The sequence below is a fragment of the Actinomycetospora termitidis genome (genome assembly GCF_030286555.1).
Classification (GTDB): domain Bacteria; phylum Actinomycetota; class Actinomycetes; order Mycobacteriales; family Pseudonocardiaceae; genus Actinomycetospora; species Actinomycetospora termitidis.
The window spans coordinates 24,931-50,080 of the sequence record NZ_JASVWF010000001.1; the positions used below are offsets into that span (position 1 = coordinate 24,931).

General features: G+C 75.1%; 24 protein-coding genes. 10 read left to right on the plus strand and 14 right to left on the minus strand.

The genetic code is table 11. From position 1 onward, the window contains the following. Positions 1 to 150 precede the first annotated feature (150 nt). The gene (locus QRT03_RS00125) at positions 151 to 633 is read left to right on the plus strand and encodes an Lrp/AsnC family transcriptional regulator (protein WP_286050381.1); all 483 of its coding nucleotides are present in this window, start codon (positions 151 to 153) and stop codon (positions 631 to 633) included. A 75-nt stretch (positions 634 to 708) separates the two neighbouring features. Then, positions 709 to 906: a hypothetical protein gene (locus QRT03_RS00130; protein ID WP_286050382.1), complete on the plus strand. Its 198-nt coding sequence runs from the start codon at positions 709 to 711 to the stop codon at positions 904 to 906. A 64-nt stretch (positions 907 to 970) separates the two neighbouring features. On the opposite strand, the gene QRT03_RS00135 is transcribed toward QRT03_RS00130, so the two are convergent. Further along, positions 971 to 1,942 carry an alpha/beta fold hydrolase gene (locus QRT03_RS00135; RefSeq protein ID WP_286050383.1) on the minus strand — a complete coding sequence of 324 codons (972 nt, stop codon included), beginning with the start codon at positions 1,940 to 1,942 and terminating at the stop codon, positions 971 to 973. A gap of 10 nt (positions 1,943 to 1,952) precedes the next feature. Continuing rightward, entirely contained in the window at positions 1,953 to 2,681 is a 729-nt protein-coding gene (locus QRT03_RS00140) for a hypothetical protein (protein WP_286050385.1), read from the minus strand. Between the two features lie 355 nt (positions 2,682 to 3,036). On the opposite strand from QRT03_RS00140, the gene QRT03_RS00145 reads away from it, so the two are divergent. The 4 genes from QRT03_RS00145 to QRT03_RS00160 are packed head-to-tail and all read left to right on the plus strand — an operon-like array spanning position 3,037 to position 6,546. Beyond that, entirely contained in the window at positions 3,037 to 3,954 is a 918-nt protein-coding gene (locus QRT03_RS00145; protein WP_286050386.1) for a helix-turn-helix domain-containing protein, read from the plus strand. Positions 3,955 to 3,987: 33 nt separating this feature from the next. Further along, the gene (locus tag QRT03_RS00150; RefSeq protein WP_286050387.1) at positions 3,988 to 4,965 is read left to right on the plus strand and encodes a phosphotriesterase family protein; all 978 of its coding nucleotides are present in this window, start codon (positions 3,988 to 3,990) and stop codon (positions 4,963 to 4,965) included. Between the two features lie 34 nt (positions 4,966 to 4,999). Then, positions 5,000 to 5,515 (plus strand): SRPBCC family protein, encoded by a 516-nt coding sequence (locus QRT03_RS00155; RefSeq protein ID WP_286050388.1) that lies wholly within the window; start codon positions 5,000 to 5,002, stop codon positions 5,513 to 5,515. Further along, positions 5,512 to 6,546: an LLM class flavin-dependent oxidoreductase gene (locus QRT03_RS00160; protein ID WP_286050389.1), complete on the plus strand. Its 1,035-nt coding sequence runs from the start codon at positions 5,512 to 5,514 to the stop codon at positions 6,544 to 6,546. The genes QRT03_RS00155 and QRT03_RS00160 overlap by 4 nt, the downstream gene beginning before the upstream one ends. 10 nt (positions 6,547 to 6,556) lie before the next feature. Here the strand turns inward: QRT03_RS00160 and QRT03_RS00165 are convergent, their stop codons facing one another. Beyond that, positions 6,557 to 6,907 (minus strand): hypothetical protein, encoded by a 351-nt coding sequence (locus QRT03_RS00165; RefSeq protein ID WP_286050390.1) that lies wholly within the window; start codon positions 6,905 to 6,907, stop codon positions 6,557 to 6,559. 9 nt (positions 6,908 to 6,916) lie between these two features. On the opposite strand from QRT03_RS00165, the gene QRT03_RS00170 reads away from it, so the two are divergent. Continuing rightward, positions 6,917 to 7,063, plus strand: coding sequence for a nuclear transport factor 2 family protein (locus QRT03_RS00170; protein WP_286050391.1), 147 nt, complete (start codon positions 6,917 to 6,919; stop codon positions 7,061 to 7,063). 5 nt (positions 7,064 to 7,068) lie between these two features. Here the strand turns inward: QRT03_RS00170 and QRT03_RS00175 are convergent, their stop codons facing one another. The 3 genes from QRT03_RS00175 to QRT03_RS00185 are packed head-to-tail and all read right to left on the minus strand — an operon-like array spanning position 7,069 to position 10,003. Continuing rightward, a complete protein-coding gene (locus QRT03_RS00175) occupies positions 7,069 to 7,746 on the minus strand; it encodes a LutC/YkgG family protein (RefSeq protein WP_286050392.1) in 678 nt (225 codons plus the stop codon). Next, positions 7,743 to 9,200: a LutB/LldF family L-lactate oxidation iron-sulfur protein gene (locus QRT03_RS00180; protein WP_286052005.1), complete on the minus strand. Its 1,458-nt coding sequence runs from the start codon at positions 9,198 to 9,200 to the stop codon at positions 7,743 to 7,745. Before QRT03_RS00180 ends, QRT03_RS00175 begins: the two co-directional genes overlap by 4 nt. A gap of 14 nt (positions 9,201 to 9,214) precedes the next feature. Next, on the minus strand, positions 9,215 to 10,003 hold the full coding sequence (locus QRT03_RS00185; protein ID WP_286050394.1) for a (Fe-S)-binding protein: 789 nt from the start codon (positions 10,001 to 10,003) through the stop codon (positions 9,215 to 9,217). 329 nt (positions 10,004 to 10,332) lie between these two features. On the opposite strand from QRT03_RS00185, the gene QRT03_RS00190 reads away from it, so the two are divergent. From QRT03_RS00190 to QRT03_RS00200, 3 genes are all read left to right on the plus strand, one after another. Then, on the plus strand, positions 10,333 to 12,954 hold the full coding sequence (locus QRT03_RS00190) for a helix-turn-helix transcriptional regulator (protein WP_286050395.1): 2,622 nt from the start codon (positions 10,333 to 10,335) through the stop codon (positions 12,952 to 12,954). Positions 12,955 to 13,059: 105 nt separating this feature from the next. Beyond that, positions 13,060 to 15,348, plus strand: a complete 2,289-nt coding sequence (locus QRT03_RS00195) for an HNH endonuclease signature motif containing protein (protein WP_286050396.1) — start codon at positions 13,060 to 13,062, stop codon at positions 15,346 to 15,348. A 38-nt stretch (positions 15,349 to 15,386) separates the two neighbouring features. After that, entirely contained in the window at positions 15,387 to 16,115 is a 729-nt protein-coding gene (locus tag QRT03_RS00200) for a metallophosphoesterase (protein WP_286050397.1), read from the plus strand. A gap of 47 nt (positions 16,116 to 16,162) precedes the next feature. Here the strand turns inward: QRT03_RS00200 and QRT03_RS00205 are convergent, their stop codons facing one another. The 8 genes from QRT03_RS00205 to QRT03_RS00240 form a co-directional block, all read right to left on the minus strand. After that, positions 16,163 to 16,999 (minus strand): hypothetical protein, encoded by an 837-nt coding sequence (locus QRT03_RS00205; RefSeq protein ID WP_286050398.1) that lies wholly within the window; start codon positions 16,997 to 16,999, stop codon positions 16,163 to 16,165. Between the two features lie 148 nt (positions 17,000 to 17,147). Continuing rightward, positions 17,148 to 17,396, minus strand: coding sequence for a hypothetical protein (locus QRT03_RS00210; protein ID WP_286050399.1), 249 nt, complete (start codon positions 17,394 to 17,396; stop codon positions 17,148 to 17,150). A gap of 22 nt (positions 17,397 to 17,418) precedes the next feature. After that, positions 17,419 to 18,570 (minus strand): DUF6777 domain-containing protein, encoded by a 1,152-nt coding sequence (locus QRT03_RS00215; RefSeq protein ID WP_286050400.1) that lies wholly within the window; start codon positions 18,568 to 18,570, stop codon positions 17,419 to 17,421. A gap of 128 nt (positions 18,571 to 18,698) precedes the next feature. Continuing rightward, on the minus strand, positions 18,699 to 20,210 hold the full coding sequence (locus tag QRT03_RS00220; protein WP_286050402.1) for a dynamin family protein: 1,512 nt from the start codon (positions 20,208 to 20,210) through the stop codon (positions 18,699 to 18,701). Then, positions 20,203 to 22,020, minus strand: a complete 1,818-nt coding sequence (locus QRT03_RS00225; RefSeq protein WP_286050403.1) for a dynamin family protein — start codon at positions 22,018 to 22,020, stop codon at positions 20,203 to 20,205. The genes QRT03_RS00220 and QRT03_RS00225 overlap by 8 nt, the downstream gene beginning before the upstream one ends. Before the next feature lie 33 nt (positions 22,021 to 22,053). Beyond that, positions 22,054 to 22,587, minus strand: a complete 534-nt coding sequence (locus QRT03_RS00230) for a hypothetical protein (RefSeq protein ID WP_286050404.1) — start codon at positions 22,585 to 22,587, stop codon at positions 22,054 to 22,056. A 10-nt stretch (positions 22,588 to 22,597) separates the two neighbouring features. Then, complete coding sequence (locus QRT03_RS00235) at positions 22,598 to 23,311, minus strand: hypothetical protein (protein WP_286050405.1); 714 nt, start codon at positions 23,309 to 23,311, stop codon at positions 22,598 to 22,600. Positions 23,312 to 23,406: 95 nt separating this feature from the next. Further along, complete coding sequence (locus QRT03_RS00240; RefSeq protein WP_286050407.1) at positions 23,407 to 25,095, minus strand: hypothetical protein; 1,689 nt, start codon at positions 25,093 to 25,095, stop codon at positions 23,407 to 23,409. Positions 25,096 to 25,150 lie beyond the last annotated feature (55 nt).

Consider the following 25,150-nt stretch of genomic DNA (forward strand, 5'->3'; position numbering starts at 1 on the left):
CCGATCGGGCCGGTTGTGCTCGGATGGTCACCGAAGCTAGACACTCCGACACCAGTGGTCCAGAGAAGACGACGATCACTGGGCCGTTGGTACTGTTACGCGCGGGTCAGCCCGGCCGGAGCGGGCCGTTGGACCAGCAGGGAGACGCGGATGACACTCGACGACCTCGACCGGGCCCTGCTGCTCGCCCTCCTCGAACGGCCCCGCGTGGGCCTCCGGGAGCACGCGCGCACCCTCGGCGTCGCCCGCGGGACGGTGCAGGCGCGGTTCGAGCGGCTCCAGGAGGCCGGCGTGATCACCGGGTTCGCACCCCGGGTGGCGCCCTCGGCCCTGGGCTACGAGGTGCTGGCGTTCATCACGCTGCACATCGCGCAGGGCCGGCTCGACGCGGTCGCCGAGCACCTCGCGTCGATCCCGGAGGTCGTCGAGGCGCACTCGATCACCGGCGACGGCGACCTGTGGTGCCGCGTGGTCGCCCGCTCCAACGCGCACCTCGAGCAGGTCATCCAGGGCGTCCTGGCCTCGCCCGGCGTCGAGCGGACGCAGTCGGAGATCTCGCTGACCGAGCGGGTCCCGGCCCGCGTGCTGCCCCTCGTGCGCGCCCTGCCGCGCGCGACCCGCCGTCGGGAATGAGGACACGTTCGTGAGACCGGCGTCACGGACGCGGTTCCGGGGTATCGCACCAGCGGAGCACCCGAGGAGGACCCGATGACCAGTCCCGCTCTCCGTCCCGCCGCCCTCGACGAGACCGCGCTCGCCGACGTCCGCCGTCTCGAGGAGACGCTGGGCACGCCGGTCGTGGCCTACGAGGCCGAGAGCCCCTACGCCCCGCTCACCGAGGACCAGCTCGCCGAGGTCCGCCGCGTCGAGTCCACGCTCGGCGTGCGGCTGCTCGCCTTTCGGTAGACGCCGGCCGAGCGGTCCGCACCGTCCGTGACGCCGACCCGCCTGATCGGAGGCGGTGGGCGGGTCAGCCGCCGTCGGCGACGTCGTCGGTCGCGGCGCGGACGAGCGCCCGGGTCCGTGCCGGCGCTCCGTGGCCCTCGTCGCCGACCAGGTGCAGCCGTGCGCCGCGCCAGGCGCGCGCCAGCTCCCAGGCGACATCGGGTGGGCTGGAGATGTCGCGTTCGCCGTGGACCAGCACCGCCGGAATCCCGTCGTGGCCACGGGCGGCGGCGAGGAGGGCACCGTCGGGCAGGAAGCAGTCGTGGCGCCAGTAGTGGGTGACCAGGCGGGCGAAGCGGGCCCGGAACTCGGGCTCGGCGTGCGCGAGCGTCTCCGTCGGCGCCGGTCCCCCGCCGATCGCCGTGTGCCCGTCCTCGTAGGCGCACCAGGCCCAAGCGGCGTCGCGCTGGGTGACAGGGTCGGCGAGCAGCCGGGCGTAGGCGTCGAGCAGCCGCTCGCCCGGCGCGGCGTGCGCGGCCTCCGCGAACCGCTCCCAGGCCGCCGGGATCAGCCGGCGCATGGCCGTGACGATCCAGTCGATGTCGCGGCGCTCGCCGCAGGTGACGCTGAACAGCACCACCGCCCGGACGCGGTCGGGGTGCGCCGCGGTGTAGGCCTGGGCCAGCGTGGCGCCCCACGACGCACCCAGCAGCACCCACCGCTCGATGCCCAGGTGTTCGCGGACCTCCTCGAAGTCCGCGACCAGGTGCGCCGTGGTGTTCAGCGACAGATCCGTCGTGACGTGGCCGGCGTCGGGAGTGCTCCCGCCGCACCCGCGTTGATCCACCAGGACCACCCGGTAGCGGGCGAGGTCGAACAGGGGTGTCCACGACAACGCCCGCGCGCCCGAGCCCGGCCCCCCGTGCACGACCAGCGCCGGTGTACCGGACGGGTTCCCGTGGCAGCGCCACGCGACCTGCTGGCCGCCTCCGACGTCCAGCAGCCCCTCGGCGAAGGGCCCGTCGCCGACCTGGGCCGTCCGGTGTCGCTGGTCCACCGGACCGAACCTACGTCGCCACCTGCAGCGGCGAGGTCCACGCGTCCGCGGGATTCGCCGGTACCGGCAGCAGCACGGTGACCGGGGCCGCCGCGCGCGGCAGGAGCCGGGTCGGCGTCGTGTGGTCGTCGCCCGGGAGGAGGACGTCGACGAGGTCGTCGAGGTCTACTCCGCGCTCGACGAGGAGGTCCGCCACCCGTGGCGTGCGCACGACCGCCGTGGCCACGTCCGCCGCCGACACCGACCGACGCTCGGCGCGCGCCCGGTGGACGAGCCGCTGGAGCACGGTGCGCGCCACCGCGCTCTGTTCGGGACGACCGTCGGGGGTGGTCGGGTCCTCGACGGCGGGCCCGGCCGCGACGGCCAGCACGGCGGTCCCCACTCCCCGCATCCCGAAGGCCCGGCCGATCTCGGCGTCCGACCGCACGACGGCGAGCAGCACGTGCAGCGTGTCGACGCGGTGGTGCCCGAGGGCCAGGGCCTCGCGGCGGGCGCCCGCGAGCAGGCGGGCGGACTCGTCGCCGTCCCCGCCCTCGGCGGTGGACCGCTCCGGCGCCGCCGCCAGGCAGCCCCGCCCGAACGCCGTGGCGCCCTCGACGACCGGTCGCGGCGTCGGGCTCGGTCGCCCCGCGGGCCGGACGACGATGCCCCCGCCCTCGGTGAGGTCGCCGGGCGCCACCTCGGGCTCCCCGGCGCCCAGGCGCGCCCTCAGATCGTCGAAGATCGGCGTCACGGTCATCGCTGCGGCCCCTCCCCCCACCTCGGTGCGTCAGGTATAACCACGCCCGGTGCCGATCCCGGGGATCTCCACCGGCCTCCGGCGCGCACGGGGGATCCGTCGATCGAGTGACGCCGTGCCGCGCCGTGACCGACCCGCCCGGGCCGGGGGACGGGGCCCGGCGCGTCGCGCCGTCCGGTCGGCCCAGCGCGATCGCGCTGAGGCGCCCGTCGTCACCACGTCGAGCCGTCCCGACCGGGGTGCGTGACACCTTCGGGTCGAATCCGCCCCCGGCCCGTGGGCAGCAGCCCCGTCGAGGGTCGCGCGTTGCCGTGTGTGAGGGTGCCGTGATCGCTCGGGACGACGGGAGGTGGGCGTGAGGCATTCGGTCGGTCGGCGGACGCAGGCGCCCACGACCGCGCCGCGTCCCGGGAACACCCGGGAGGTCGCCGCGGTGCTGGCCGCCGCCCCGCCCCCGGCCCGGGACCGCGAGGCGGGCGCCGAGGCCGCGGCGATGATCCGGTGGGCGCGCGTCGAGGTCCGGGCCGCCGCCCTCGCCGCCGAGCTCGACACCCGCGAGGCCGCCTCGCGTCTGGTCTCGCTCCTCACCCGGCTCGGGGTCACCGACGGCACCGTGCGCGCGGACTCCGCGAGCGACCGGTGGCGCGTCGAGGTCAGGAGCCCGGAGGTCCCCGGCACCACCGGAGACGCCCTGACCGTGCGCCTCGGACTCACCGACGCGCGCGGCCGCGCCCTCACCGCGCCGCCCGCGTGGCTGACCGGCGGGTCGCTGCCCGGCGCGGTCGCGACCTGGCGGGGGGCGCTGCTCGCCCGCGGTCGCCTGTCCGAGCACGGGGTCGTCCTGGAGTGCCCCACCCCGGGGGCCGCGCTGACGCTCGCCGAACTCGGGCTGCGTCTCGGGGTGCGGGCCCGGCGCGAGGCGAGCCGGGTGGTCGTCGACCGCTCGGAGACCGCGCTGCTGCTGACCACGTGCGGCGGGCGGTCGACCGCCGCCGCGGCCGGGCTCGAGGACCCGGGCCGCAGCTCGGCGAACGACGCCCGCGCCACGGTGGCCGCGTCCCGCACGACGACGGCGACCGAGGAGGCCTTCGCGACCCTGGAGCGGGCCGGCGTCGAGGTCCCCGACGCGCTCGCCGACGCGGGCCGGCTGCGCCTCGCCCACCCCGAGCTCGGCCTCCCGGAGCTCGCCGCCCGCGCGGACCCGCCGTTGTCCAAGGACGCCCTCGCCGGGCGCCTGCGCCGGCTCGCCGCACTGGCCGCCCGGCACCGCTGAGCGGTCCCGCAGCACCCGCGCGACGATGGCGCGATGGTGGACACGGTGCGCGGCCCCGTCGACGTGGCCGACCTCGGGACGACCCTCATGCACGAGCACGTCTTCGTCCTCACCCCGGACCTGCTCGCCAACCAGGGCCACGAGTACTGGGACGAGGAGCTCCGCGTGGCCGACGCGGTGGACAAGCTGCGGCGCCTGCGCGACCTCGGGGTCAAGACGATCGTCGACCCGACCGTCGTCGGGCTCGGCCGGTACGTCCCCCGCGTCGCCCGGGTGAACGCCGACGTCGACCTCAACATCGTCGTCGCCACCGGGCTGTACACCTTCGCCGAGCTGCCCCGTCAGATCCAGAACCGCGGGCCCGGCAGCCTGCTCGGGGGCGACGACCCCCTGACCGGGATGTTCCTGCGTGACGTCCGCGAGGGCATCGGCGGGACCGGGATCCGGGCCGCCCTGCTCAAGGGGGTCGTCGAGGCGGCCGGCATCACGCCCGACCTGGCGCGCGTCCACCGCGCGATCGCGGCCACCCACCGCGAGACCGGCGTCCCGATCATCGTCCACACCAACGCCGAGCACCGGACCGGCACGCTCGTCCTGGACCTCTACGACGCCCTCGGGGTCGATCTGACCAAGGTCGTCGTCGGGCACGCGGGTGACTCCAACGACCTGGACTACCTCCGCTCGCTGGCCGACCGCGGCGCGATGCTGGGCTGCGACCGCTTCGGGCTGGACCGCTACAACACCACCGAGCGCCGGGTGGCCACCGTCGCGGCGCTGTGCGCCGAGGGGTACGCCGACCGGATCTCGCTCTCCCACGACGCGTCCTGCTACATCGACTTCTACGCCGGCGAGCAGGCGCAGCGGGCCCTGCGCGCCGCCGCCCCGAACTGGCACTACGAGCACATCAGCCGCGACGTCCTGCCCGCCCTGCGCGCCGCCGGGGTCACCGACGCCCAGATCACGACGATGATGGTGGACAACCCGAGGCACTGGTTCACTCCCGCAGGGTAGCGGCTGGAAACCCAGCAACCCTAGGCTCCGGTCCGTGGAGTGGACCGGAGCCCGATACGCCGACGCGCCCGAGGTCGTCGTCGACACCTGGATCGCCGCGCCGCCCGAGCGGGTGTGGCCGCTGGTCAGCGACCTCGAGCGGATGCCCGCCCGCAGCAGGGAGCTGGAGTCCCTGTCCTGGCTCTCGCCGGACCGCACGGTCGGCGCGCGCTTCGTGGGGCACAACGCCCACCCCTCGCTCGGGTCGTGGTCGGTGGAGGGCACGGTCGTCGAGTGCGACGCCCCCGACCGGTTCGCCTGGGAGATGGACGGCAGCGACGCCACCGACGCCCCGTCCGCCCGCTGGACCTTCACGCTCGTTCCCGACGACGGGGGCACGCGCCTGACCCAGCGCGCCCGGATGGGGCCGGGACGCTCGGGGCTGAGCCGCGCGATCGACGCGATGCCCGACAAGGAGCAGAAGATCGTCTTCGTGCGCTTGCGCGAGTTCGAGTCCGCGATGACGCGCACGCTGGAGGCGGTCCGCGCCGAGGCGGAAGCCTCCGGATGAGGACCGCGACCACGGTCGAGGCCGCCTCGGCCCCCGAGCTCGCCACGTTCGTCGTCGAGGCGGAGCACCTGGGGCTCGACGAGTGCTGGGTGGCGGAGGCGTGGGGCAGCGACGCGGTATCGGTGCTCGGGTACCTCGCCGCGCGGACGGAGCGGATACGGCTCGGCAGCGGCGTGATCCAGCTCGGGACGCGGTCGCCGGTGGCGATCGCGCAGGCCGCGCTGACCCTCGCCGAGCTCAGCGGCGGCCGCTTCTCGCTCGGCCTCGGCGCGTCCGGTCCGCAGGTCGTCGAGGGTCTGCACGGGGCGCCGTTCGCCCGCCCGCTGACCCGGATGCGCGAGACGATCGCCGTCGTCCGGCAGGTGTTCGCGGGCGAGAAGGTGGACTTCTCGGGACGCACGATCGCGATCCCGCGGCCCGGTGGCGAGGGCCGGCCGATGCGCCTGTCGATGCGAGCGAATCCCGACATCCCGATCTACGTCGCCTCGCTCTCGCCGCGGATGCTGGAGCTGACCGGCGAGGTCGCGGACGGCTGGCTCGGTACGAGCTTCGTCCCCGAGGGCGCATCCGCCTACCTCGACCACCTCGACGTCGGGCTCGCGGCGGCCGGCCGCGAGCGTAAGGACCTCACGGTCTGCCAGGGCGCCGAGGTCGCGTTCGCCGAGGACACGGACGAGCTCGTCGGCATGGTCGCGGCCCGGAAGAAGGGCCTGGCCTTCTCCCTCGGCGGCATGGGTACCGCGACGACGAACTTCTACCACGACGCGTACGCCCGCCAGGGCTTCGCCGAGGTCGCCGAGGCGGTCCGCGAGCGCTGGCAGGCCGGGGACCGCGACGGGGCCGCCGACCTGGTGCCCGACGCGATGGTGCTCGCCACGACTTTGATCGGCACCGAGGACGCGGTCCGCGACCGGCTCCGGGTGTGGTCGGACGCCGGCGTCGACACCGTGCGGCTCTACCCCGCGGGCGACACCCTGGACGCCCGCCTCACGACGTTGGGCCGCGCGATCGACCTCGTCCGCGCCCTCTGACGCGATCCGGTCACCCGGCGAGGACGCGGACGAACCGGTCGAGCTCGGCGTCGAGGTCGGCCGCGGATCGGGGTCGGGCCTGCTGCTGGACCACCGTGCCCAGCAGCCAGGACAGGACGTCGCGCGCGCCGAGCTGCGCCTCACCGGGGAGCAGCTCGTCGAGGAACGCCTCGACGTCGGCCAACATCGACGTGATCGCCGCGGTGTTCCCCCGCCGCCCGACGGCGACCCAGTACTCGAACCACAGGTAGGCCGCGTGGGGCTTGTCGGCGAAGGTCTCCAGGTAGGCGCCGAGCGCCGCCCGCAGTCGTTCCTCGACGGTCGTCCGGTTCCGGACGACCTCGCGCAGCGAGTCCAGCATCGCGCCGAGGTGCGCCGTCCTGGCCAGACCGTGCAGACGAACCGGCGACTGTTCGAGTTCGGCGCCATACGCATCTACCGGCTCGCCGACGGCCGGGGCGTCGACACCTGGGCCCACCAGGACTCGATGGGCCTGATGCGTCAGCTCCGCGACTGATCCGGTCAAGGGCCGACCAGGACGACGTCGAGCCGGCGCGGGCCGTGCACGCCCTCCACGCGATCCAGCTCGATGTCGCTGGTCGCCGACGGCCCGGACACGAACGTCAGCGGTGACGACGGGTCGAGGCGGGCGACCGCCTCCGGCACCGAGCACACGACGTCGGCGGCGCGGATGACGCACACGTGGTGGTCGGGCACCAGGGTGATCGCGCGTCGACCCTGGTCGGGGGCCGCGGCGGCGAGGACGAACGTGCCGGTGTCGGCGATCGCGACGGCCGCGGCCGTCACCACGGCATCGGTGGTGTCGAGGTCCACCACCGACAGCGGCGGCCCGTCCCGACGGACCTTTCCGTCGAACCCGTCGAGCCACGCGCCGGGCAGGCCGGGCGGCACGACGACGGCCGCCGCGGCCGCGTCGACGAGCACCTTCAGCACCGCCCGCGCCACCTCGGCCTCCGAGCCCACCCGGTGCACCGTGGCCTTGTAGTCGGTCAGCGTCTCGTCGAGCCGGTCCAGGACCTCCGCGGTGCCCGGCGCGAGCCGACCCCTCGTCGCGAACTCCCGGGTCACGACGACGGGTGTGGCCGGGTTCCCGGCCTCGCGCGCGCTCCGGAGCCGGGCGAGGACGATCTCCCGGGTCGAGCTCCGCTGCGCTGCGTCTCCCGCCTCCCGGGCGTTCACGCGTCCTCGCCGTGGGTGCGCGACCACCACTGTCGGAAGGTCTCCGGGGGCGGGGCGGGCAGGTCGCGGGCGTTCGTCCATCCCGACATGGGCCACGGCAGGGCGGTGATCCGCTGCTTCCGACCGGCCAGGACCCGCCCCAGCCCGAGGGCCCGTTCGGCGAGCCGGAACCGCGCCGGCGTCGTCATCGCGAGGGCCATGGCGCGCATGGTCGCGTCCTGCGCCGTCGGACGGGTGTGTGCGTCGATCGCGGCCGCTCGCTGCTGCACGAGCAGGTGCGGGATGTCGATGCGCACCGGGCAGGCGTCGAAGCACGCGCCGCACAGCGAGGACGCGTACGGCAGCGAGGCGTTGACGTCGTCGGGACCGGAGATGCCGGTCAGCTGCGGCGAGAGCACCGCCCCGATCGGTCCGGGGTAGATGGAGCCGTACGCGTGTCCACCCGTGCGCTCGTAGACCGGACAGACGTTCAGGCAGGCCGAGCAGCGGATGCAGTGCAGCGCCTGGCGGCCGTCGGGCGAGGCCAGGACGTTGGACCGGCCGTTGTCGAGCAGCACCAGGTGGAACGTCTGCGGTCCGTCGCCCGGGGTCACCCCGGTCCAGGTCGACGTGTAGGGGTTCATCCGCTCGCCGGTCGACGACCGGGGCAGGAGCTGCAGGAAGACCTCGAGGTCGCGCCAGGTCGGCACCACCTTCTCCACACCCATCACCGTGATGAGCGTGTCGGGCAGCGTCAGGCACATCCGGCCGTTGCCCTCGGACTCGACCACCGAGAGCGTGCCGGACTCCGCGACCGCGAAGTTGACCCCGGAGATGCCCACCCTCGCCGTCAGGAACTTGCGCCGGAGATGGGCGCGGGCGGCCATGGCGAGCCGGCGGGGCTCGTCGGTCAGGGACGGGTCCACGTCCGGCATCTCGCGCAGGAAGATCTCGCGGATCTCGGCGCGGTTGCGGTGGATGGCCGGGACCAGGAAGTGCGACGGCCGGTCGTGCGAGAGCTGGACGATGAGCTCGGCCAGGTCGGTCTCGAACGCCGCGACCCCGGCCGCCTCCAGGGCCTCGTTCAGCCCCGTCTCCTGGGTGGCCATGGACTTGACCTTGACGACCTCGTCGGCGCCGGTCCCGCGGACGAGGTCGACGACGATCCGGTTGGCCTCCTCGGCGTCACGGGCCCAGTGCACGACCCCGCCGCGGGCGGTCACCTGCTCCTCGAGCTGCACGAGCAGCTCGGGCAGCCGCGCCATGGTGTCGGCCTTGATCGTCTCGCCGGCGCGGCGCAGCTCCTCCCAGTCGTCGACCTCGCCGACGACCGCGGCCCGCTTCGCGCGAATCGTGCGCGTGGCGTGCCCGAGGTTGCGGCGCAGCTGGGTGTCGGCGAGCGCGCGGTGGGCGGCCTCCGGGAAGGACTCGGTGCCGCGCAGGTGCCCGTGCGGGTCCGAGGCGACGGTCGGCATGCCCAGGTCGGTGGTCACCGGGAGGCCTCCTCGAAGATCACGTCGGCCGTGGCGTCGCCGCGGTCGGTGCTCGCGAGGATCTCCGCGAGGTGCACCGTGCGCACGCCCGAGCGCAGCCGGGAGAGGCCGCCGCCGATGTGCATGAGGCAGGACGAGTCGCCGGCGGTGCACACCTCCGCCCGCGAGGTGAGCACGTTCGCCATCTTGTCCGCGAGCATCGCGGTCGAGGTCTCGGCGTTCTTCACCGCGAACGTGCCACCGAAGCCGCAGCAGACCTCGGCGTCGGGCAGCTCCACGAGCTGCAGTCCCCGGACCTGCCGCAGCAGCTGCAGCGGCTTGTCCCCGACGCGCAGCATCCGCAGCGAGTGGCACGTCGGGTGGTAGGTGACGCGGTGCGGGTAGTAGGCGCCGACGTCGGTGACGCCCAGGACGTCGACCAGCAGCTCCGACAGCTCGTAGGTGCGGGCCGCACCCTGTTCGGCCGCCGTCGCGAGGCCCTCGTCGCCGGCCCGCCGGGCCACCATGGCGTGCTGGTGGCGGACGCAGCCGACGCACGACCCGGACGGCGCGACGATGGCGTCCACCCCGTCGTCGAGCGCGCGGCCGAACACCTCCACGTGGTGGCGCACCACCGGCAGCGCCGTGTCCAGGTAGCCGGTGTTGACGTGCATCTGCCCGCAGCAGGTCTGGTCGGCCGGGAAGACGACCTCATGACCCAGCCGCTCCAGCAGCTGCACCGTCGCGATCGGCGCCTGCGGGAACATCGCGTCCCCCAGGCAGGTCGCGACGACGGCGATCCGCATGGGTGGGCCGTCCTTCCGGAACGACGGTGGTGGTCGGAGCGAGTCTGCCCGGTCCGTCCCGCTGCCGCTCACCGCCGGGCACCTCCGCCTCCGTTCTCGACGGGGAGTGAGCGCGTCACTCGTTCGAGCCAGTCGATCACGTGAACGTCGATCACTGGTCACGTTGTGCGTTCAGTAGTTCGATCTCCGACTACGCAAAGGTGGTCGTGCACCTTCCACCGCCACGGAGAGTTCGCAAGAATCCGGGTGCTCATCGCCCCCCAGCCCGAGGCCGCCATGCCCCAGTTCCCGCGCCGGTCCGGCGACCGGCGCCGCGTGGACGGCTGACCGTGGACGGGGGGCGTCTGCGCGTGGCCGGGACGGCGGAGGGCGAGGCCGCGGGCGACCCGATGGTGGCCGGGCTGCCCGGGGCGGTGGCGCTGCTGACCACGGCGCGCGCCGACCCGCAGGCTCCGCTCACCGCGGCCGTCGTCGGGCCGGGCGGGTCGGGCAAGAGCGCGCTGCTCTCGGCGCTGGTGCGGTCGGCGCGTCGCCGCGGGGTCGCGACCCGGCGCATCCGGGCCGGGGACACCGTCCCGTTCCCCTCCGACCAGGACGCCCTGCTGCTCGTGGACGACGCGCACCTGCTGGACGCCTCGACGCTGGCCGAGCTGACCGACGTCGCGGACGACCCGGACGCCCGCCTCGTCGTCACCGCCCGACCCTGGCCGTGCCCGCGGGCCCTCTCCACGCTGTGGCTCGCCCTGGGGCGGGCGCGGGCGCCGGTCGCCCTCGCCCCGCTGACGTCCGCCGGGGTCGGGGAGCGGGCCTCCGCCCTGCTCGGCTCCCGCTGCCCGCCGGCGCTGGCGTCGACCCTCCACCGGCTCTCGGCGGGGTCGCCGGCCGTGCTCGACCGACTGGTCACCCAGATCCGGGACTCGGGCGCCGGCGGCATCTCGGCGGCCGCCGAGCCGGGGTCGGCCGAGGTGCCGCCCGGGGCCCTGGATCTCCTGCGCCACGAGATCCTCGGGCTCGACTCGGAGGCGCGCCGCCTGCTCCTCGCGATCGCCGTGGGCGCCCCGCGCGTGCCCGCCGCGCTCGCCGACGTCCTCGACGTCGACCGCACCACCCTCGACGACCACCTCGACCGGGCGCGGGCCTCGGGCCTGCTCCTGCCCACGCCGGGCGCGACCGTCGAGCTCGGCGCGCCGGCCGAGGGCGTGGCCCCGCTGGTCCGGCGCTGCCTGGTCCGGCTCGGTTCCGCGGACGAACGGCTCGACCTCGAGCGGCGCATCGCCGAGCAGGCGCTCGCCCGGGGGGCCTCGGTGCTCGAACCGGCCCGACGACTGCTCGGGTCCGGGCTGCGGGGTGGCGACCTGCCCCGGGTGTTCACCGCGGCCGGCGACGAGGCCCTGGCCTCCGCCCCGCACCTCGCGGGCGCGCTCTACGCCGACGCCGTCGCGGCGGGCGCCGCGCCGGACTCGGTGGTCCTGCGCCGCGCCGAGGCCGCGGCGCTGGCCGGCGACCTCGACACCGCCCTCCGTCTGGCCGACCCGCTGACCTCCGCGTCGGACCCCGACGAGCACGCGCGGGCGGTCATGGTCGTCGCGGCCGTGATGGCCCACCGCGGGATGGGCCGTGGGGCGGCGGAGATGCTGGCCGGTGTCCCCCGGCTGCACGCCCTCGCCGTCCCCGGTCTCGTCGGCGCCGGAGAGATCACGCGGGCGACGGAACTGCTCGACACCTCTGCCGCCGATCACGCGGGCTCGACCACCGTCCGGTCCGCGGTCGCCCTCGCGGCCCAGGGCGTGCTCACCTCCCTCGACGCCCGGCCGGGAGCCGCGGCGACCGCGCTGTCCGACCTCACGCGGGCGACCTCGCTGCTCGAACCGTTGGGCGCCGGGGTGCTGCTCCCGGACTCCCCGTCCGCGACGGCCGCGCTCGTCGCCCTGCACGCGGGCGACCTGGAGCTCGCCGACTCCGTCCTGCGACGGGCGTGCGACTCCGCCGCCGGCGGCCCCGCGCTCGCGCCGCGCCACCACCTGCTGCGCGCGTGGGTCGCGATGCTGCGCGGCGACGTGGCCGAGGTGCGCGAGCACGTCACGGCCGCCCGGAGCCGGAGGGGGCTGGAGCCGCGGGACGAACTGCCCGCGGCGGCGCTCGAGGTGGGTGTGGCGCGCCGGACCGGCGACTCCGCGGCCCTGCGCGCGGCCTGGGGTCGGGCCCGCGAGGCTCTCGTGCGGCACCCCGTGGACCTGTTCGTCCTGCTCCCGCTCGGTGAGCTCGCCGTCGGCGCGGCCCGGTTGAAGGAGCAGGCCGCCGTCGCGAGCGCGTGGGAGGCGGCCGACGACCTGCTACGAGCCCTGGGCGATCCGCCGCTGTGGCGCACCACCACCGCCTGGTACGGCCTCGCGGCCGCGCTCACCGCCGAGGACGTCCCCGCCGCCGAGCGGCACCTCGGCACGCTCGAGGCCTTCGCCGACCGGCTGCCGATCGCGGCCACCCTCGCCACGGCCGCCCGGGTGTGGGTGCGGACGCTGTCCGGCGAGATCGACCCGATCGCCGTCGAGCAGGCGGCCCGGGGGCTGCACCGTCTCGGCTGGACCTGGGACGGGGCCCGGCTCGCGGGCGAGGCCGCGATCCGCACCCGCGACCGCCGGGCGATGGCCACCCTGCTCGCGTGCGCCCGCTCGTTGGCCGACGTCGGTCGGCCGGGCGACGGGGCAGCGCAGATCGGGGTCCCGACGTCGGGGCTGGTCGGCGACCCGGGCGAGGTGTCGCTCTCGGAGCGGGAGCAGGAGGTCGCCCGACTCGTCCTCGCCGGGTTGACCCACAAGCAGATCGGGGCCCGCCTCTACATCTCGGCCAAGACCGTCGAGCACCACGTCGCGCGCATGCGGCAGCGACTGGGGTCGTCGAGTCGCGGCGAGCTCTTCGCGCAGTTGCGGGAGCTGGTGGGCGGTCCGGGGTAGGCGTCAGACATCGACGGGGTTGAGACGCAGGTCACACTGGCGGCTCCGGGCTGAGCTGGGCTTTCCCGACCGTGATTGTCGGGGGTTCGCTCTAGTGTTCGAATCGTGCTCGAGGTTCCGGTGTCCGCGATGGGCGGGTGGTCGTTCGACGACCCGCTGCCTGCGGTGCCGCTCGGGGACCCGGCGGGGTGTGTGGGGCAGGACGCCGAGGCGGGGTTGGTGGCCTGGTTCCGGCGGTGGGTGCACGACCAGTGGCGGCTGCTGTGCTGGATGCGCGAGACCGCGCGGGCGCGGGCGGACGTGCTGGAGCGGGCGCCGGACCCCGACGCGCGGGCGATCGCGACGGCCTTGGGGTGGTCGGTGTCGATGGCGGCCTCGTGGATCGAGGTCGCCGACGGTGCGCTGGTGCGCCTGCCGCGGCTCGGTGAGGCGATGCGGTCGGGGGACCTGCAGGAGTCCAAGGTCGGGAAGTTCGTGGTCGGGCTGCGGGATGTCACCGACGAGCAGGCCGGCGCGGTGGTGGAGTCGCTGATCGGCGAGGCCCCCCGGTTGGGGGTGTGGGAGCTCGAGCAGCGGATCGCCGAGGCGGTCAAGGACGTCGACCCGGACGGGGCGGAGAACCGGCGGCGGGCGGCGGTGGCCCGGGCACGGGTGCGGGCCCGGATCGCCCCGTCGGGGGCGGCGGAGATCCACGGTCTGGACCTGGATCCGCTGCTGGCGGTGCCGGCCTACGAGCGGTTGGAGGCGTTGGCCGAGGAGGTCCACGCCCGGCTGCAGGCCGCGGGGCAGGACGTGGCGCGGGGCCGGGTGCAGGCGCAGGTGATGCTGCGGTTGATGCACGGCTGCCCCGCCGGCGCCGACGACCTGTCGATCGTCGAGTACGTCACCGCCGAGATGACCCGCCCACCCGCGACACCCGACGACGACGATCCCGACGGCGGCCCCGGTGGCCCGGACGGCGGGCCCGATGGCGGCCCGGACGACGGACCTGGTCCCGACACGAGCCCCGACGAGGCGCGCGGATCGGAGACAGGCGACGGCCCCGACCTCGACGACGCCGATCCGGCGGACGCTGCCCCCTCAGACCGGGGCGGCCCCTCGGACGGTGCCCCTTCGAACGGTGGCCCCTCCGACCGAGGTCGGAGCGAGAGCGGCTCGGGCGGCTCCGATCACAGGACCGCCGACGGCGGCGCCGCCGGCGAGGACGGCGAGGACGGCGAGGGTGAGCCATCTGGTGATGGCCTCGCCGAGGGCGACCGTGCCGCACGCTGCACGGGCGCCGCGAGGCCGGAGGACACCGGTCTGGCCGGAGGCGCCGTACGTGGGCGGGTCGACGACCCGTCCGAGACACCCGACGTGCCCGACGACCCGCCGCCGAGCGGCTGGCGCCCCGGCGACCGCGCCCCGGACCCGCCACCACTCGACGAGCCCGACCCCACGATCCCCGGCATACCGCCACCCCCACCCGGGGCGCGGTGGACTCCGCGCGGGCTGGTGTTCCCACCCGCGGTGCTGCGCACCACCCTCGCGACCGTGCTCGGGCTGGGCTGGGCCCACGGCCGGCTACCCCACGGCGCCCTGACCGGCCTCGACGCCCACCACCTCGCCTGGGCCCGCACCGCCGCCCAGTGGCGGGTCCTGCTCTACGACCCGCACGGACACCTCGAACACGTCCTGCTCGTCCGCGCCCCCCACAAAGCGCACGCCGATCCCCGCTACCGCCGCCACGTCGTCGAACTCACCGCCCACAGCAGCGACATCGACGCCCTCGACCCAGATCACCAGTTGATCGGGGTCTACGCCGAGCTGGCCGGCCGCACCCGCACCGCGCTCGCGGCCGCCCGCGCCCGACCCGCCCACGAGCACCCGGCGGCTACCACCGCCGAGGCCTCGAACCGGTTCCCCGGCGCCGAGCTGACCCGCTGGATCCACGCCCGCGACCGCACCTGCCGCTTCCCGATGTGCACCGTGCCCGCCGTGGCCTGCCAGATCGATCACACCCACGACCACACCCTCGGCGGCCCCACCCAGGCCGACAACCTCGGCGCCCTCTCGGTCGGCGACCACGTCTGCAAGCACGACCCCCGCTCCGGGTGGACCGTCCACCAACCCACTGCCGGCCGGTTCGTGTGGACCTCCCCCACCGGCACCCACCACGCCACCGAACCCCCACGCCACCGGCCCCTGCGACCGATCCGGCGCCGCCCCTACGACCACGGCCTCGCCGGGTACTGGCATACCTCCCGCGACACCAAGCCCTGGCGACCCCGCACCGACAGACACGGCCGCATCACTGACGCCGCCCGCAGCACCCTCCACGACATCGACCGACGACGACGCCGCCGCCGAGAAGGCCGACCACCCGACCCCTACGACGCCGACCCACCCTTCTGACCCTGGAATCGTGAACGAGGACCCAGCAGAGTGCCGGGATGTTCGTCGCGCACCTCTCCGACCTGCACCTCGATCCGGCACGACCGGATACCTCGGAGCGCGCACGGCGGGTCCTCGACCACGTGCGGGCACTCGATCCCGCCCCGGACCTCGTCCTGGTCACCGGAGACGTCGCCGACCACGGGACCGACGAGGAGTACGCCGAGGCCGCAGCCCTGTTCGCGGGGCTCGACGTGCACGTGGTTCCCGGGAATCACGACCGACGGCCGGCTATGCGCGCGATGCTCGGCCTGCCGGCGTCCGAGGAGGCGATCACCACGACCCTCGAGGTCGGCTCCACGACGGTGGTCCTCGCCGACTCGCACGTGCCCGGCCACGACCACGGGGAGCTGGCCGCCGAGAGCCGGGCAGCGATCGAGGAGGCGGCCGAGCGACCCGGGCCCCTCGTCGTCGCGCTGCACCACCCGCCGATGGTGATCGGCAGTGGCCTGCTCGACCCGATCCGCCTGCTGGACGCCGAGCCGTTGCTGGCGCCGCTACGCCGGCGTGCGGACGCGGCGATCGTGCTCTGCGGTCACGCCCACACGCCGGTGGCGACGACGATCGACGGTGTCGCCGTCCGGATCGCGCCCGGGGTGGTGTCGACACTGCGTCTGGACCGTGAGCCCGACGCGGGGGTCGTGGACCGCACCGCGCCACCCGGCCTCGCGCTGCACGAGCTGGAGGAGGCCACCGGTCGGCTGACCACCCACGTGCGGACGCTGTGAGGGGACGCGTCCCGGGCCCGACCCCCGTCGGTCCCGGGACGCGAGGATCAGGAAGCGCCCACACCCGCCGGGACGGGGAGCGGCGCCGAGGAGACCCGTGGCGTCGGGAACGCACCGTCCTCGGGCTCGGCGGAGGCCGGACCGCGGCGGAACTCGAGGGTGGTCGGCTCGAAGCCGAGCAGACGCTGGAAGTGGCGCAACCCGGCGTCCAGCCAGAGCGCGGTGTCGACGGCGAGGTGGCGAACCCCGCGGTCGATGAGCTCGCCGACCACGTGGGCGGAGAGCAGGTAGCGCGCCGGGCCGGCCTCGCGGTCGGGCGCGGACAGCATGAGGTCCAGGCGCGCGAAGGTGCCGTCCGTCGAGGTCAGGGCGATGACCTCGGTGAGATCGTCCGCGTCGCGGGCGAGCCAGGCCTGCACCGTCCCCGCCACGAGGTCGGCCCGCACCCCGGGGAGCAGATCCTCCTCCCCGCGGGCGCGCAGCAGGGCCGTCAGCCGGACGTCGGCCTCGACGCGCCCCATCCGACGACAGGTCACGCCGGCCTCGCGGGCCCGACGGCTGTTCGTGCGCAGCGCCTGCTTCGAGCGGCCGCGCAGGTAGTCCTCGGACGAGTCGGGGAGCGCGAGCACCGACACCGCGAGGCGGCGCGGGACGCCGTGCCGGGCGCCGTCGTACTTCGCCGCCATCCGGTCGCCGACCGCCGACGCCGAACACTCCACGGTCAGCATCGGGAGGTCGGCGAGGACCGGGACGCGGTCGCGCACGGCCGGGACCGCGCACGCCACCGTGACCGCCGTGCGCCGCACCCGCCCCTGCACGCGGTGCCGCTGCTGCAAGGCCTCGCCGAGGCGCACGAAGTCCGGTTCCGCCAGCCCGCTACCCACACACGCCTCCGTCGCTCGGGGGGCCGCCCGACCGGGAGACGTTCCGGTCGGGCGCTGTCCACACCCGTCAACGGCGCGTCCGTATGGATTTCCTGATACTCCGAACGGTGCACTGACTCTGCGTCCGAGCAGCCCACTCGTTCGAGTGTCAGAACGGACCGGTCACCGGCACGGCTGCCCCGGCGTCCTGCACGGTGAGGTAGCTGCCGGGGCAGTCGGGCGCTCGCGGAGCCGAGCCGTCCATCTGTACGACGACCGGGGCGACGCCGTGGAGGGGCGAGTCCACCGCCGGAGCGCCCTCGCCGGAGGGAACGAGCAGGAGCGCCGCCCCGAGCACCCCGCCCGCCCCACCGAGCACGGCGGCACCGACGACGAGCAGCGTCGGCCGGACCGTCATGACGACCTCCTCGCCGCGCCGGTCAGAAGGACTCGCCGGACCCGCCGTCCGGAACCTGCGGTGGAGCCGGGCGGTCACCGCCGCCGTCCCCCGGGGAGGCACCGCCGTCGTCGGCCGCCCCGCCGCCCGGGGCTGCGGGCTCGGCGGCGCCGCCGCCACCTCCGCCCCCGCCACCGCCGCCGGTCCCGGGTTCCGCGGCCGGAGCACGGGTCGTGGTCGGCGCCACGCGACGCGACGTCAGCGGCGCCGGGGCGACGCAGGTCCCGTCCCGGTACTCCCCACAGGCTGCCGCTGGCTTCGTCGGCGTGGAGGTCACCGGAGGCGGCGGCGGGACGATCCCCGGCGGTGGGCCGTAGCCGCAGTTGCAGAGCATGACGACGCGGAACTGGGTGATCTCCACGCGCGAGCGCTCGATGTAGGTGATGTTGCGCTCGTCGAAGCCCCACCACTTCGTCCCGCCGTACTTGACCTGCCCGAACTTCTTCGGCGGCAGGAGCGGGTTGCCGCACTTGCACCGCACGCGGGGCACGCCGTTGCGGTCCACCATGACCGCGGTGCCGGCCTGCAGGACGGAGTTGAACGGGTTGGCCACCCCGTCGCGGAACCCGTGGTTGATCACGGCCGTGTCGGTGCGCAGAATGACCGGCGTCAGGGTCGCGACGAAGGCCTCGATCTGGTCCGGCGGGACGAGCTCGACGGTCGCCCACGCCCGCGCCTTGTCGGGGTTCGCCTTCAGGAACGCCACGAGCTTCGCGGCGTCGCAGGCGTTCTGATTGGTCCCGCCGTAGAGCCCGACGGTGTCCCCGGAGACGGTGGTCGATCCCGGGGCCGCCGAGGCGGGCGGCGCGGCCGCCGTGGTGACGGGCGCGGCGGGCTGCGGCGGGGTCACGGCGGCCGGCTGGGCGGGCGGTGGAGCCGCCGCGGCCTGCTGCTGGATCTGGGCGACCGGCGTGATCGGCACCGACTGCCCGTCGCCGACCGAACCACCGAAGGGGTCGACACCCGGCGAGTCGAACGGCTCGGCCACGAACTCGGTGGCGAAGACACCGCCGAGATAGAGCCCGCCGCCGGTGAGGGCGGCGGCACCGAGCATCGCCCCGATCACCAGCAGGGCGATGTTGAGTCGCCGCTTCTTCCGCGGGAACTGCGGCGGCATCGACTGCGTCGGTTGCATGACCCGTCCTTGGGATCGAAGTGGCCGTCCCTGTGATCGGGATTCATCGACGCAGTGTTACCAACTTCACTCTGATACCTCACCCATATCGGTGAAGATCGGCCCATCGTGCAGCACCGATGGTGACGTCATTGGGCGAGACGGCTGAGCATGCCCTCGCAGCTGCGGACGACGACCGTGCAGGCGTCCACCGTCGCCCGGCCCGAGACCGGGTTCGCCGCCCGCCGCCGCCACCGCGTGAGCGCATCGACCACCGCGACCTGCTGGGCGCCCGCGTCCGCCTCGGGATCGAGCCCGAGTCGCGCCGGAGGGCGGGACCCGTGGCCACCGATGAGCCGCTCGGCCTCCTCACGGGCGTCCGCGGGCAGCGGGACGGACTTCGCCCGCAGGGCAGCGAGAAGCCGCAGCTCCGCGAACTCGTGCGCGCCCGCGAAGATGCGCTCGACGTCGGCCGCGAGGGACGTTCCGGCCGGCCGCGGCTCACGCTGCAGGACCAGCTCCACCGCGAGCAGCGCCGACCGGGCCTTGAGCAGGTCGCGACGCTCCCCGAACTGCGTGGCGAGCACCTCGCGCAGCTCGTCCAGCCCGCTCGCCGCGACGAGCTCCGTGGAGAGCTGCGCGGCGTCCGGGGCGTGATCCCGGAGCGCCGCGATCGAGGTCCGTACACCGAAGACCCCCATCCGCTTCAGCAGCGCGTCCCGGCTCGACGCGTCCGGGACGTCGGACCCGAGGCGGTCGCGCAACGAGTCGGGCGGGTTGACGAAGCGGTCGGCGGAGAGCAGCAGCGCCTCGGTGACGTCGGGCGGGAGCGCCGCCAGTCCGCGCAGCCCGAGGAACTCCTCCTGGCGCATGGTGCGCCCGGACAGGGCCACGAGGCCGGCGACCGCGACGACCGTCTGGCAGAGCGCCGAGAGCTTCTCGTCGGTGCGGTACCGCCCGGCGATGCGCCGGGCGGAGTCGATTGCGTCCAGCCGCCCCGCCCCGATCTCGTCGGCCCGGGACAGGACCGCGATCGTCGAGACCGGGGTGGCCCGCGCGACGTGCCGGTCGTGGAACGACTCCAGGAACCGCGCGTCGGCGGAGTGCAGGTGGCGCATCAGGTAGAGCACGGCGTCGGCCTGGCTCGGTGCCTCGTCGGGGGTGAGGAACTGGCTGGCCCGTTCGGAGGTGTCGGCCGTCAGGGACGCGATCCCCGGGGTGTCGATCAGCGACGTCGTCCGGAGCCCGGACGACGGCCAGTCGACCGTGAGGCGATCGACCGCCGTCGGGTCCTCCCCCTCCAGGTCGACGACGAGCCCTCCGTGATCGGTCCGTCGGGTACGCAGCTGACGCGGCGGGCCCTGGCGCGGGTGGAGCAGGATCCGCGGGCTCGGCCCGTCCTGGTACCAGGTGACGACCCGCGTGCACTCCCCCGCGTCCGTGGCGGCGATCTCCTCCCCGACGAGCGCGTTGAGCAGGGTCGACTTGCCGGCCTTGACCTTGCCCGCGATCGCGAGGCGCAGCGGCTCGTCGAAGCGCTCGAGATGGTGGTTCAGCCACCCGGACGCCTGCGGGCTGTCGCCGTAGACCTCGAGGGCGCGGCGCAGCAGGGTGCGCGTCTGCGCGCCCAGGCCCGCCGGACGGGTCGTCGTCTCAGTCATTCGCGACCAGCGCCTTCGCCTTCTTCTCGAGGGCGGCGAGCCGGTCGAGCTCCGCCGTCAGGTTCCGCTTGCGCTCCTCGCGCTCGGTCGTCACGGACTTCACCGCCGCCTGGGCCGACGCGACGGACTCCGACATCGACGTCGCCACCTCCTGGGCGATGTCCTGGAAGTGGTCGCGCAGGTGGCGCTGGACGTTCCGGAGGAGGTCCCGTGAGTCCTTCCCGACCTGGAACGTGACGTCGTCGATGTGCTTGCGCACCGCCTGCTTGGCGTCCGCCCGCCGTCGTTCCAACAACCGTTTGCGCTCGTCCCGCACGCCCTTGGCGCCGAGGAGCAGCGCCGCCGCGCCGGTGATCGGGTTGAGCATCGCCATGCCGGCGAGGCTCGTGATCATGCCGAACATCATCACGCCGCCCTGACCGCCGCGCATGCCCGTCAGGAGCGCCGAGCCCAGGTGGAACTTCGCCATCTCCGGTCGGATCATCGGGTTGACGTGCCCGCCGGCGTCGCGGGCCCGGGTGCGAGAGAGGTCGGGCAGCGCGATCTGCCCGCCCGCGACGAAGTGGTCCGCGACCTGCAGGGACAGGTGCTGCGCGCGCTGGCTCGCCCAGACGAAGTTGGTCGACGCGGCCTGCGCGACCGCCGCGTGCAGCCACTCCGCGAACTGGTCCCAGATCTCGCCCGGGTCCTCGGCCTCCAGCAGTTCCTCGGACTCCTTCTGCAGGGCCCGCATCCGGTCGCGGAGGTCGTGGTCGATGTCGGACTGCAGGTCGCCGAACCCGTCGTTGAGCGTCGTCTGCCAGCGGGCGGACCGCTTCTTCAGGTCCTCCGCCCGCTGCTTGGCCTGCTCGAGCCGTGCGATCAGCTGGTCGGCCTCGCCCGGGTTCTCCTGGGCCGCCAGCTCGGAACGCATGCGGTAGGAGATCTGCTCGACGATCGAGAGCACGTCCTGGGAGGCCGCGCGGCGGTCGAGCTTCTCGGACTGCGCCAGCACCTGTTCCCGCAGGTAGGTCACGAGCGCCTTGAACCCGGACTCCTCGTTGAGGGCCGCGTCGTTCGCCGCGGCGGCGGCCCGGCGCAGCACCGAGGACACCGGGAGGATCTCCGCCCGCACCCCCTGCCGGCGCAGGTGGCCACGGTCGAGGTCGGCGATCCGGCGCCACTCCGGGTAGAGGTCGGTCTTGGTGAGCACGCAGGCGACGGTCGGGCACAGGGCGGTCGCCTGCTGGAGGAACCGCAGTTCGGGGGCGGTGTACTCGGTCGCGGCGTCCGAGATCAGCAGCACCGCGTCCGCCGTCGGGAGCGCGGCCATCGTCATCGCCCCGTGGGCGGAGCCGAGCCCGCCGACGCCCGGGGTGTCGACCACGACGAGCCCGGTCGACAGCAGCTTGCGGGGCACCGTCACCTCGACGTAGCTGACGTTCTCGCGGTTGCCCGGGTTGCCGGCCTCGGAGACGTAGCGCTGGAGGTCGCCGAACGGGACGTCGGTGCGCTCGGACCGGACCTCGCCGTCCGCCGGGCCCGCGGACTCCCGCACGACGGACACGGACGGCGCACCGTCGGTGTAGCGGACCGCGGTGGTGACCGAGGTCGAGATGTCGTCGTCCACCGGACAGATCTCCGCCGACACGAGGGCGTTGACCAGCGCACTCTTGCCCTGCTTGAACTCCCCGACCACGAGGACGCGGACGTCCGGGTCCGCCACCCGCCGCCGCGTGGCGTCCAGGCGGTCGGAGAGGTCCGGCCGGCCGTAGGCCGCGGTGGCCTTCTTCGCGAGGTCGATCAGATCCAGGGCCGGCGTCGACGGCACGGCGTGCTCCTTCTGGCGGGTGTGCGGGTCGGGTCAGCCGAGGTGGTCGACGCCGGGGTCGTGCCCGTGCCCGGCATCATGGCCGGAGTCGCGGCCGGAGTCATGGCCGCCGCCGTGGTCCCGGTCGGACCCGTGGTCGCCGTCGTGCGCCGTGGACCCGTGGTCGTCGTGCGTCCCCGCGTCGTAGGCGTGACCGTCGTACTCGGGGTCCTCCTCCTCCGGCTCCCCGCCCGAGGAGTCGGGAGCGGTTCCCCCGCCGTCCCCCTGGTCCGCGGCCGCGGTCTCGTCGCCGTCCGGGGCCGCGGGCTCCGTCGCCCCCTGCCCGAAGCCGGGCTCCGGGTCGGCGACGTCCGTCGGCGCGGGCGGGAGGGACACGTCGTCGAGGTCGTGGTCCCCCGGCGGCGCGGGCACGTCGACGAACCGGGCGGTGACCTCGCCCGGACCGGCGACCCGGTCGAGCAGGTCGTCGACGTCACCGTGGAGTGCGGCACCGATCGCCTCGGTCCAGGACGCCCGGTCGGGCCCCGACGAGCCGGTCGGGCCGGTGCCGGGTTCGGCGGTGGTCATCGGGGTCCTCTCACAGGTCGAGGTCGTCGTGCCCGGCGAGCGCGCCCGCGGGCACGTCGTGGTCCGGGAGCACGGCGTCGTGGTCGGTGATCAGGGAGTCGTGGCCGCCGTCGTCGTCGGGGTGGTGGACCTCGTCGGCCGGGCCGGCGAGGACGAACACCTCGGCCGGTCCCGGGTCGGTGTCGGCCGCACCGGCCGCGGGGTGGTCGACCTCGGCGGGGTCGGAGGGGTCGTGGAGGGGTGGATGGTCCGGGTGGTCGACGTCGGGGACCACGGGGGCGTCGTGGTGCCCGGGGACCTCGAGGTCGTGCAGCCCGTCGAGGTCCGCGGCCGGGTCCGCGAACGCCTCGTGGTCCCGGGGGCCCGCGCCGAGGTCGAGCTCGTCGACGTCGTGGTGGCCGTCGCCGGAGACCGGCCCCGCCAGCACCGTGTCGGTGACGTGCACGAGCTGGCGGGCGATGGCCTCGAGCGGGTGCTCCCCGGCCAGCTGGGACACCGCCGACCCCGCGACGTCCCCGTCCACGTCGTGGCCCAACCGGGCCGCGACGGAGTCGGTGACCAGGCGCAGGGCGTGGTGCAGGTCGGACGGGCGCACCTGGGTGAAGCCCTCGTCGGACAGGAGCCCGCGGGGGTCGGCGGCGAGGCGGGCCCGGAGTTCGGGATCGACGGCGAGTCGCGTGGCCCACTCCAGCAGGCTCGACGACTCGTCGGCGAGGTCGGTCACGGCGGGGCTCACCTCCTCGGGCCTCGACGACTCGGGCTGCGGACGCCCCGGTCCACCGGCGCGGGGGGACCGGGGCGTCTCGCGGGTCGGGGGACTCAGGCCCCCAGGTCACCGCCGTGGTGGTCGCCACCGGAGTCGCCGCCCCCGTGGTCGCCGCCGGAGTCGCTGCCGCCGTGGTCGACGCCCGACCCGGAGTCCGCCGAGTGCAGCGGCTCGCTGTGCGAACCCTGGTCGAGGTCGGAGACCCCCTGCGACGCGTCGTCGGACGACGGGTGGTCGAGGCCGGTGTCCGGGCTCGACGAGCCCGGGTCGTCCGACGCGGGCGCATCCACCGTGGTCGTCGGGGCCGGGGCCCCGAAGTCGGTGTCGTGCGTGGCCGGGGTCCCGTTCGTGCTGGGGGCCGGCCCCCCGAAGTCGAGGTCGCCCGGCTGGTCGGTCGTCGGCGTCGTCCCCGTCGGGTCGGTCGTCGGCACCGTCGTCGGCGGCGACGACGGGTCGCCGTCGAGGTCGGACTCGGTCCCGACCGGCGGCGTGGTCGGCGGCGTCGTGGAGCCCGTCGGGTCCCCGTCGAGGTCGTGGCCGGGGTCGGCCGGGACGGACGGGTCCGTCGGCGTCGTCGTCGGCGTGGTCGGCGTCGGGGCCGGGTCGTCCAGGCCGCCCGTCGGGTCGGCCGTCGTCGGCTGACCCGGCGTGCTGTCGGTGGGGTCGTCCAGGCCGCCCGTCGGATCGGCCGTGGTCGGGGTCGTGCTGCTGGTCGGGTCCGTCTCGAGCGGGCTCTGCAGCGGGGCGTTCGGGTCGACTGGCGCGACGATCACCGGAGTGGCCGCGGTGGCCGTGGGGACCGTCGTCTGCGTGACCGGGGTGGTCGGGGTGGTCTGCCCCGGCGTGGTGGGAGTCGTGGTCGAGGTCGGGACCTCGCCCCCGGGCGTCTGCGGGTGGTCGGGCTGGCCGTCGCCGTCGATGTCGACGCCGCCCGTCTCGACGACCGGCCCGCCGGGGAGACGCGGCGGGAAGTCGTCGATGATCACCGGCGGCTGGAAGATCACCCCGCCGTGGACGTCGATCTGGATGTCGATCCGGACGTGGATGGTCTCCCGGAACGTCTCGTTGCAGTGCTCGACGAAGATGCGCTCGCACTCGTGGTGGTGGTCCCAGTGCTCGTCGTGGTCCCAGTCGCGGTGACCGCCACCGTGCCCACCACCGTGCCCGCCACCCGACCAGCCGCCGCCCCCGTGACCCCCGCCGGACCAGCCGCCGCCCCCGTGACCCCCGCCGGACCAGCCGCCGCCGTCGTGGTCCCCCCCGGACCAGTGGTCGCTGCCGTGGCTGCTGCCGTGCGACCAGTGGCTGGTCTCGCGCTCGAAGCAGTGCGAACGCTCGATGGCGAGCGAGAAGCTCACGCTGGAGCTGATGTCGATGCCGAACCGCTCGAACAGGGCCTGCCGGTCGGACAGCGCGAGGGCCTGCTCCTCCGGCGAGAGGCCGCCGAGGTAGTCCATCATCGAGTCGAACGCCGCCGACTGCTCCGCGGTGGCCTCCGGGGGGAGCGCGTCGCCGAGGGCGTCGACCGCCGCGCCGGCGTCGGCCGGGGAGGTCGGGGTGTCGAGGTCGTCCAGGGTCGCCGTCGGGTCGGCACCGAGGTCGGGCGTGCCGGCATCGTCCAGGGCGGCCGCGGACGGGCCGTTGCCGGTGGGGGTGTCGGTCGAGCTGTCGGCGGACGGGGTCGACCCGCTCGATCCGCCGGAGTCGGCCGACGGCTCGGCGGACGGGGACGCAGTGGTCATCGGTACTCCTGGGTCTCGGGGCGATGCGCTCGCCGGGCGTCGGGGCCGCCGCGGT

Coding starts and splice junctions, on each gene's coding strand:
- QRT03_RS00125 (WP_286050381.1), top strand. CDS start 151: ATGACACTCGACGACCTCGACCGGGCCCTGCTGCTCGCCCTCCTCGAA.
- QRT03_RS00130 (WP_286050382.1), top strand. CDS start 709: ATGACCAGTCCCGCTCTCCGTCCCGCCGCCCTCGACGAGACCGCGCTC.
- QRT03_RS00140 (WP_286050385.1), bottom strand. CDS start 2,681: ATGACCGTGACGCCGATCTTCGACGATCTGAGGGCGCGCCTGGGCGCC.
- QRT03_RS00150 (WP_286050387.1), top strand. CDS start 3,988: ATGGTGGACACGGTGCGCGGCCCCGTCGACGTGGCCGACCTCGGGACG.
- QRT03_RS00160 (WP_286050389.1), top strand. CDS start 5,512: ATGAGGACCGCGACCACGGTCGAGGCCGCCTCGGCCCCCGAGCTCGCC.
- QRT03_RS00165 (WP_286050390.1), bottom strand. CDS start 6,907: ATGCTGGACTCGCTGCGCGAGGTCGTCCGGAACCGGACGACCGTCGAG.
- QRT03_RS00180 (WP_286052005.1), bottom strand. CDS start 9,200: ATGCCGACCGTCGCCTCGGACCCGCACGGGCACCTGCGCGGCACCGAG.
- QRT03_RS00185 (WP_286050394.1), bottom strand. CDS start 10,003: ATGCGGATCGCCGTCGTCGCGACCTGCCTGGGGGACGCGATGTTCCCG.
- QRT03_RS00200 (WP_286050397.1), top strand. CDS start 15,387: ATGTTCGTCGCGCACCTCTCCGACCTGCACCTCGATCCGGCACGACCG.
- QRT03_RS00210 (WP_286050399.1), bottom strand. CDS start 17,396: ATGACGGTCCGGCCGACGCTGCTCGTCGTCGGTGCCGCCGTGCTCGGT.
- QRT03_RS00215 (WP_286050400.1), bottom strand. CDS start 18,570: ATGCAACCGACGCAGTCGATGCCGCCGCAGTTCCCGCGGAAGAAGCGG.
- QRT03_RS00220 (WP_286050402.1), bottom strand. CDS start 20,210: ATGACTGAGACGACGACCCGTCCGGCGGGCCTGGGCGCGCAGACGCGC.
- QRT03_RS00230 (WP_286050404.1), bottom strand. CDS start 22,587: ATGACCACCGCCGAACCCGGCACCGGCCCGACCGGCTCGTCGGGGCCC.
- QRT03_RS00240 (WP_286050407.1), bottom strand. CDS start 25,095: ATGACCACTGCGTCCCCGTCCGCCGAGCCGTCGGCCGACTCCGGCGGA.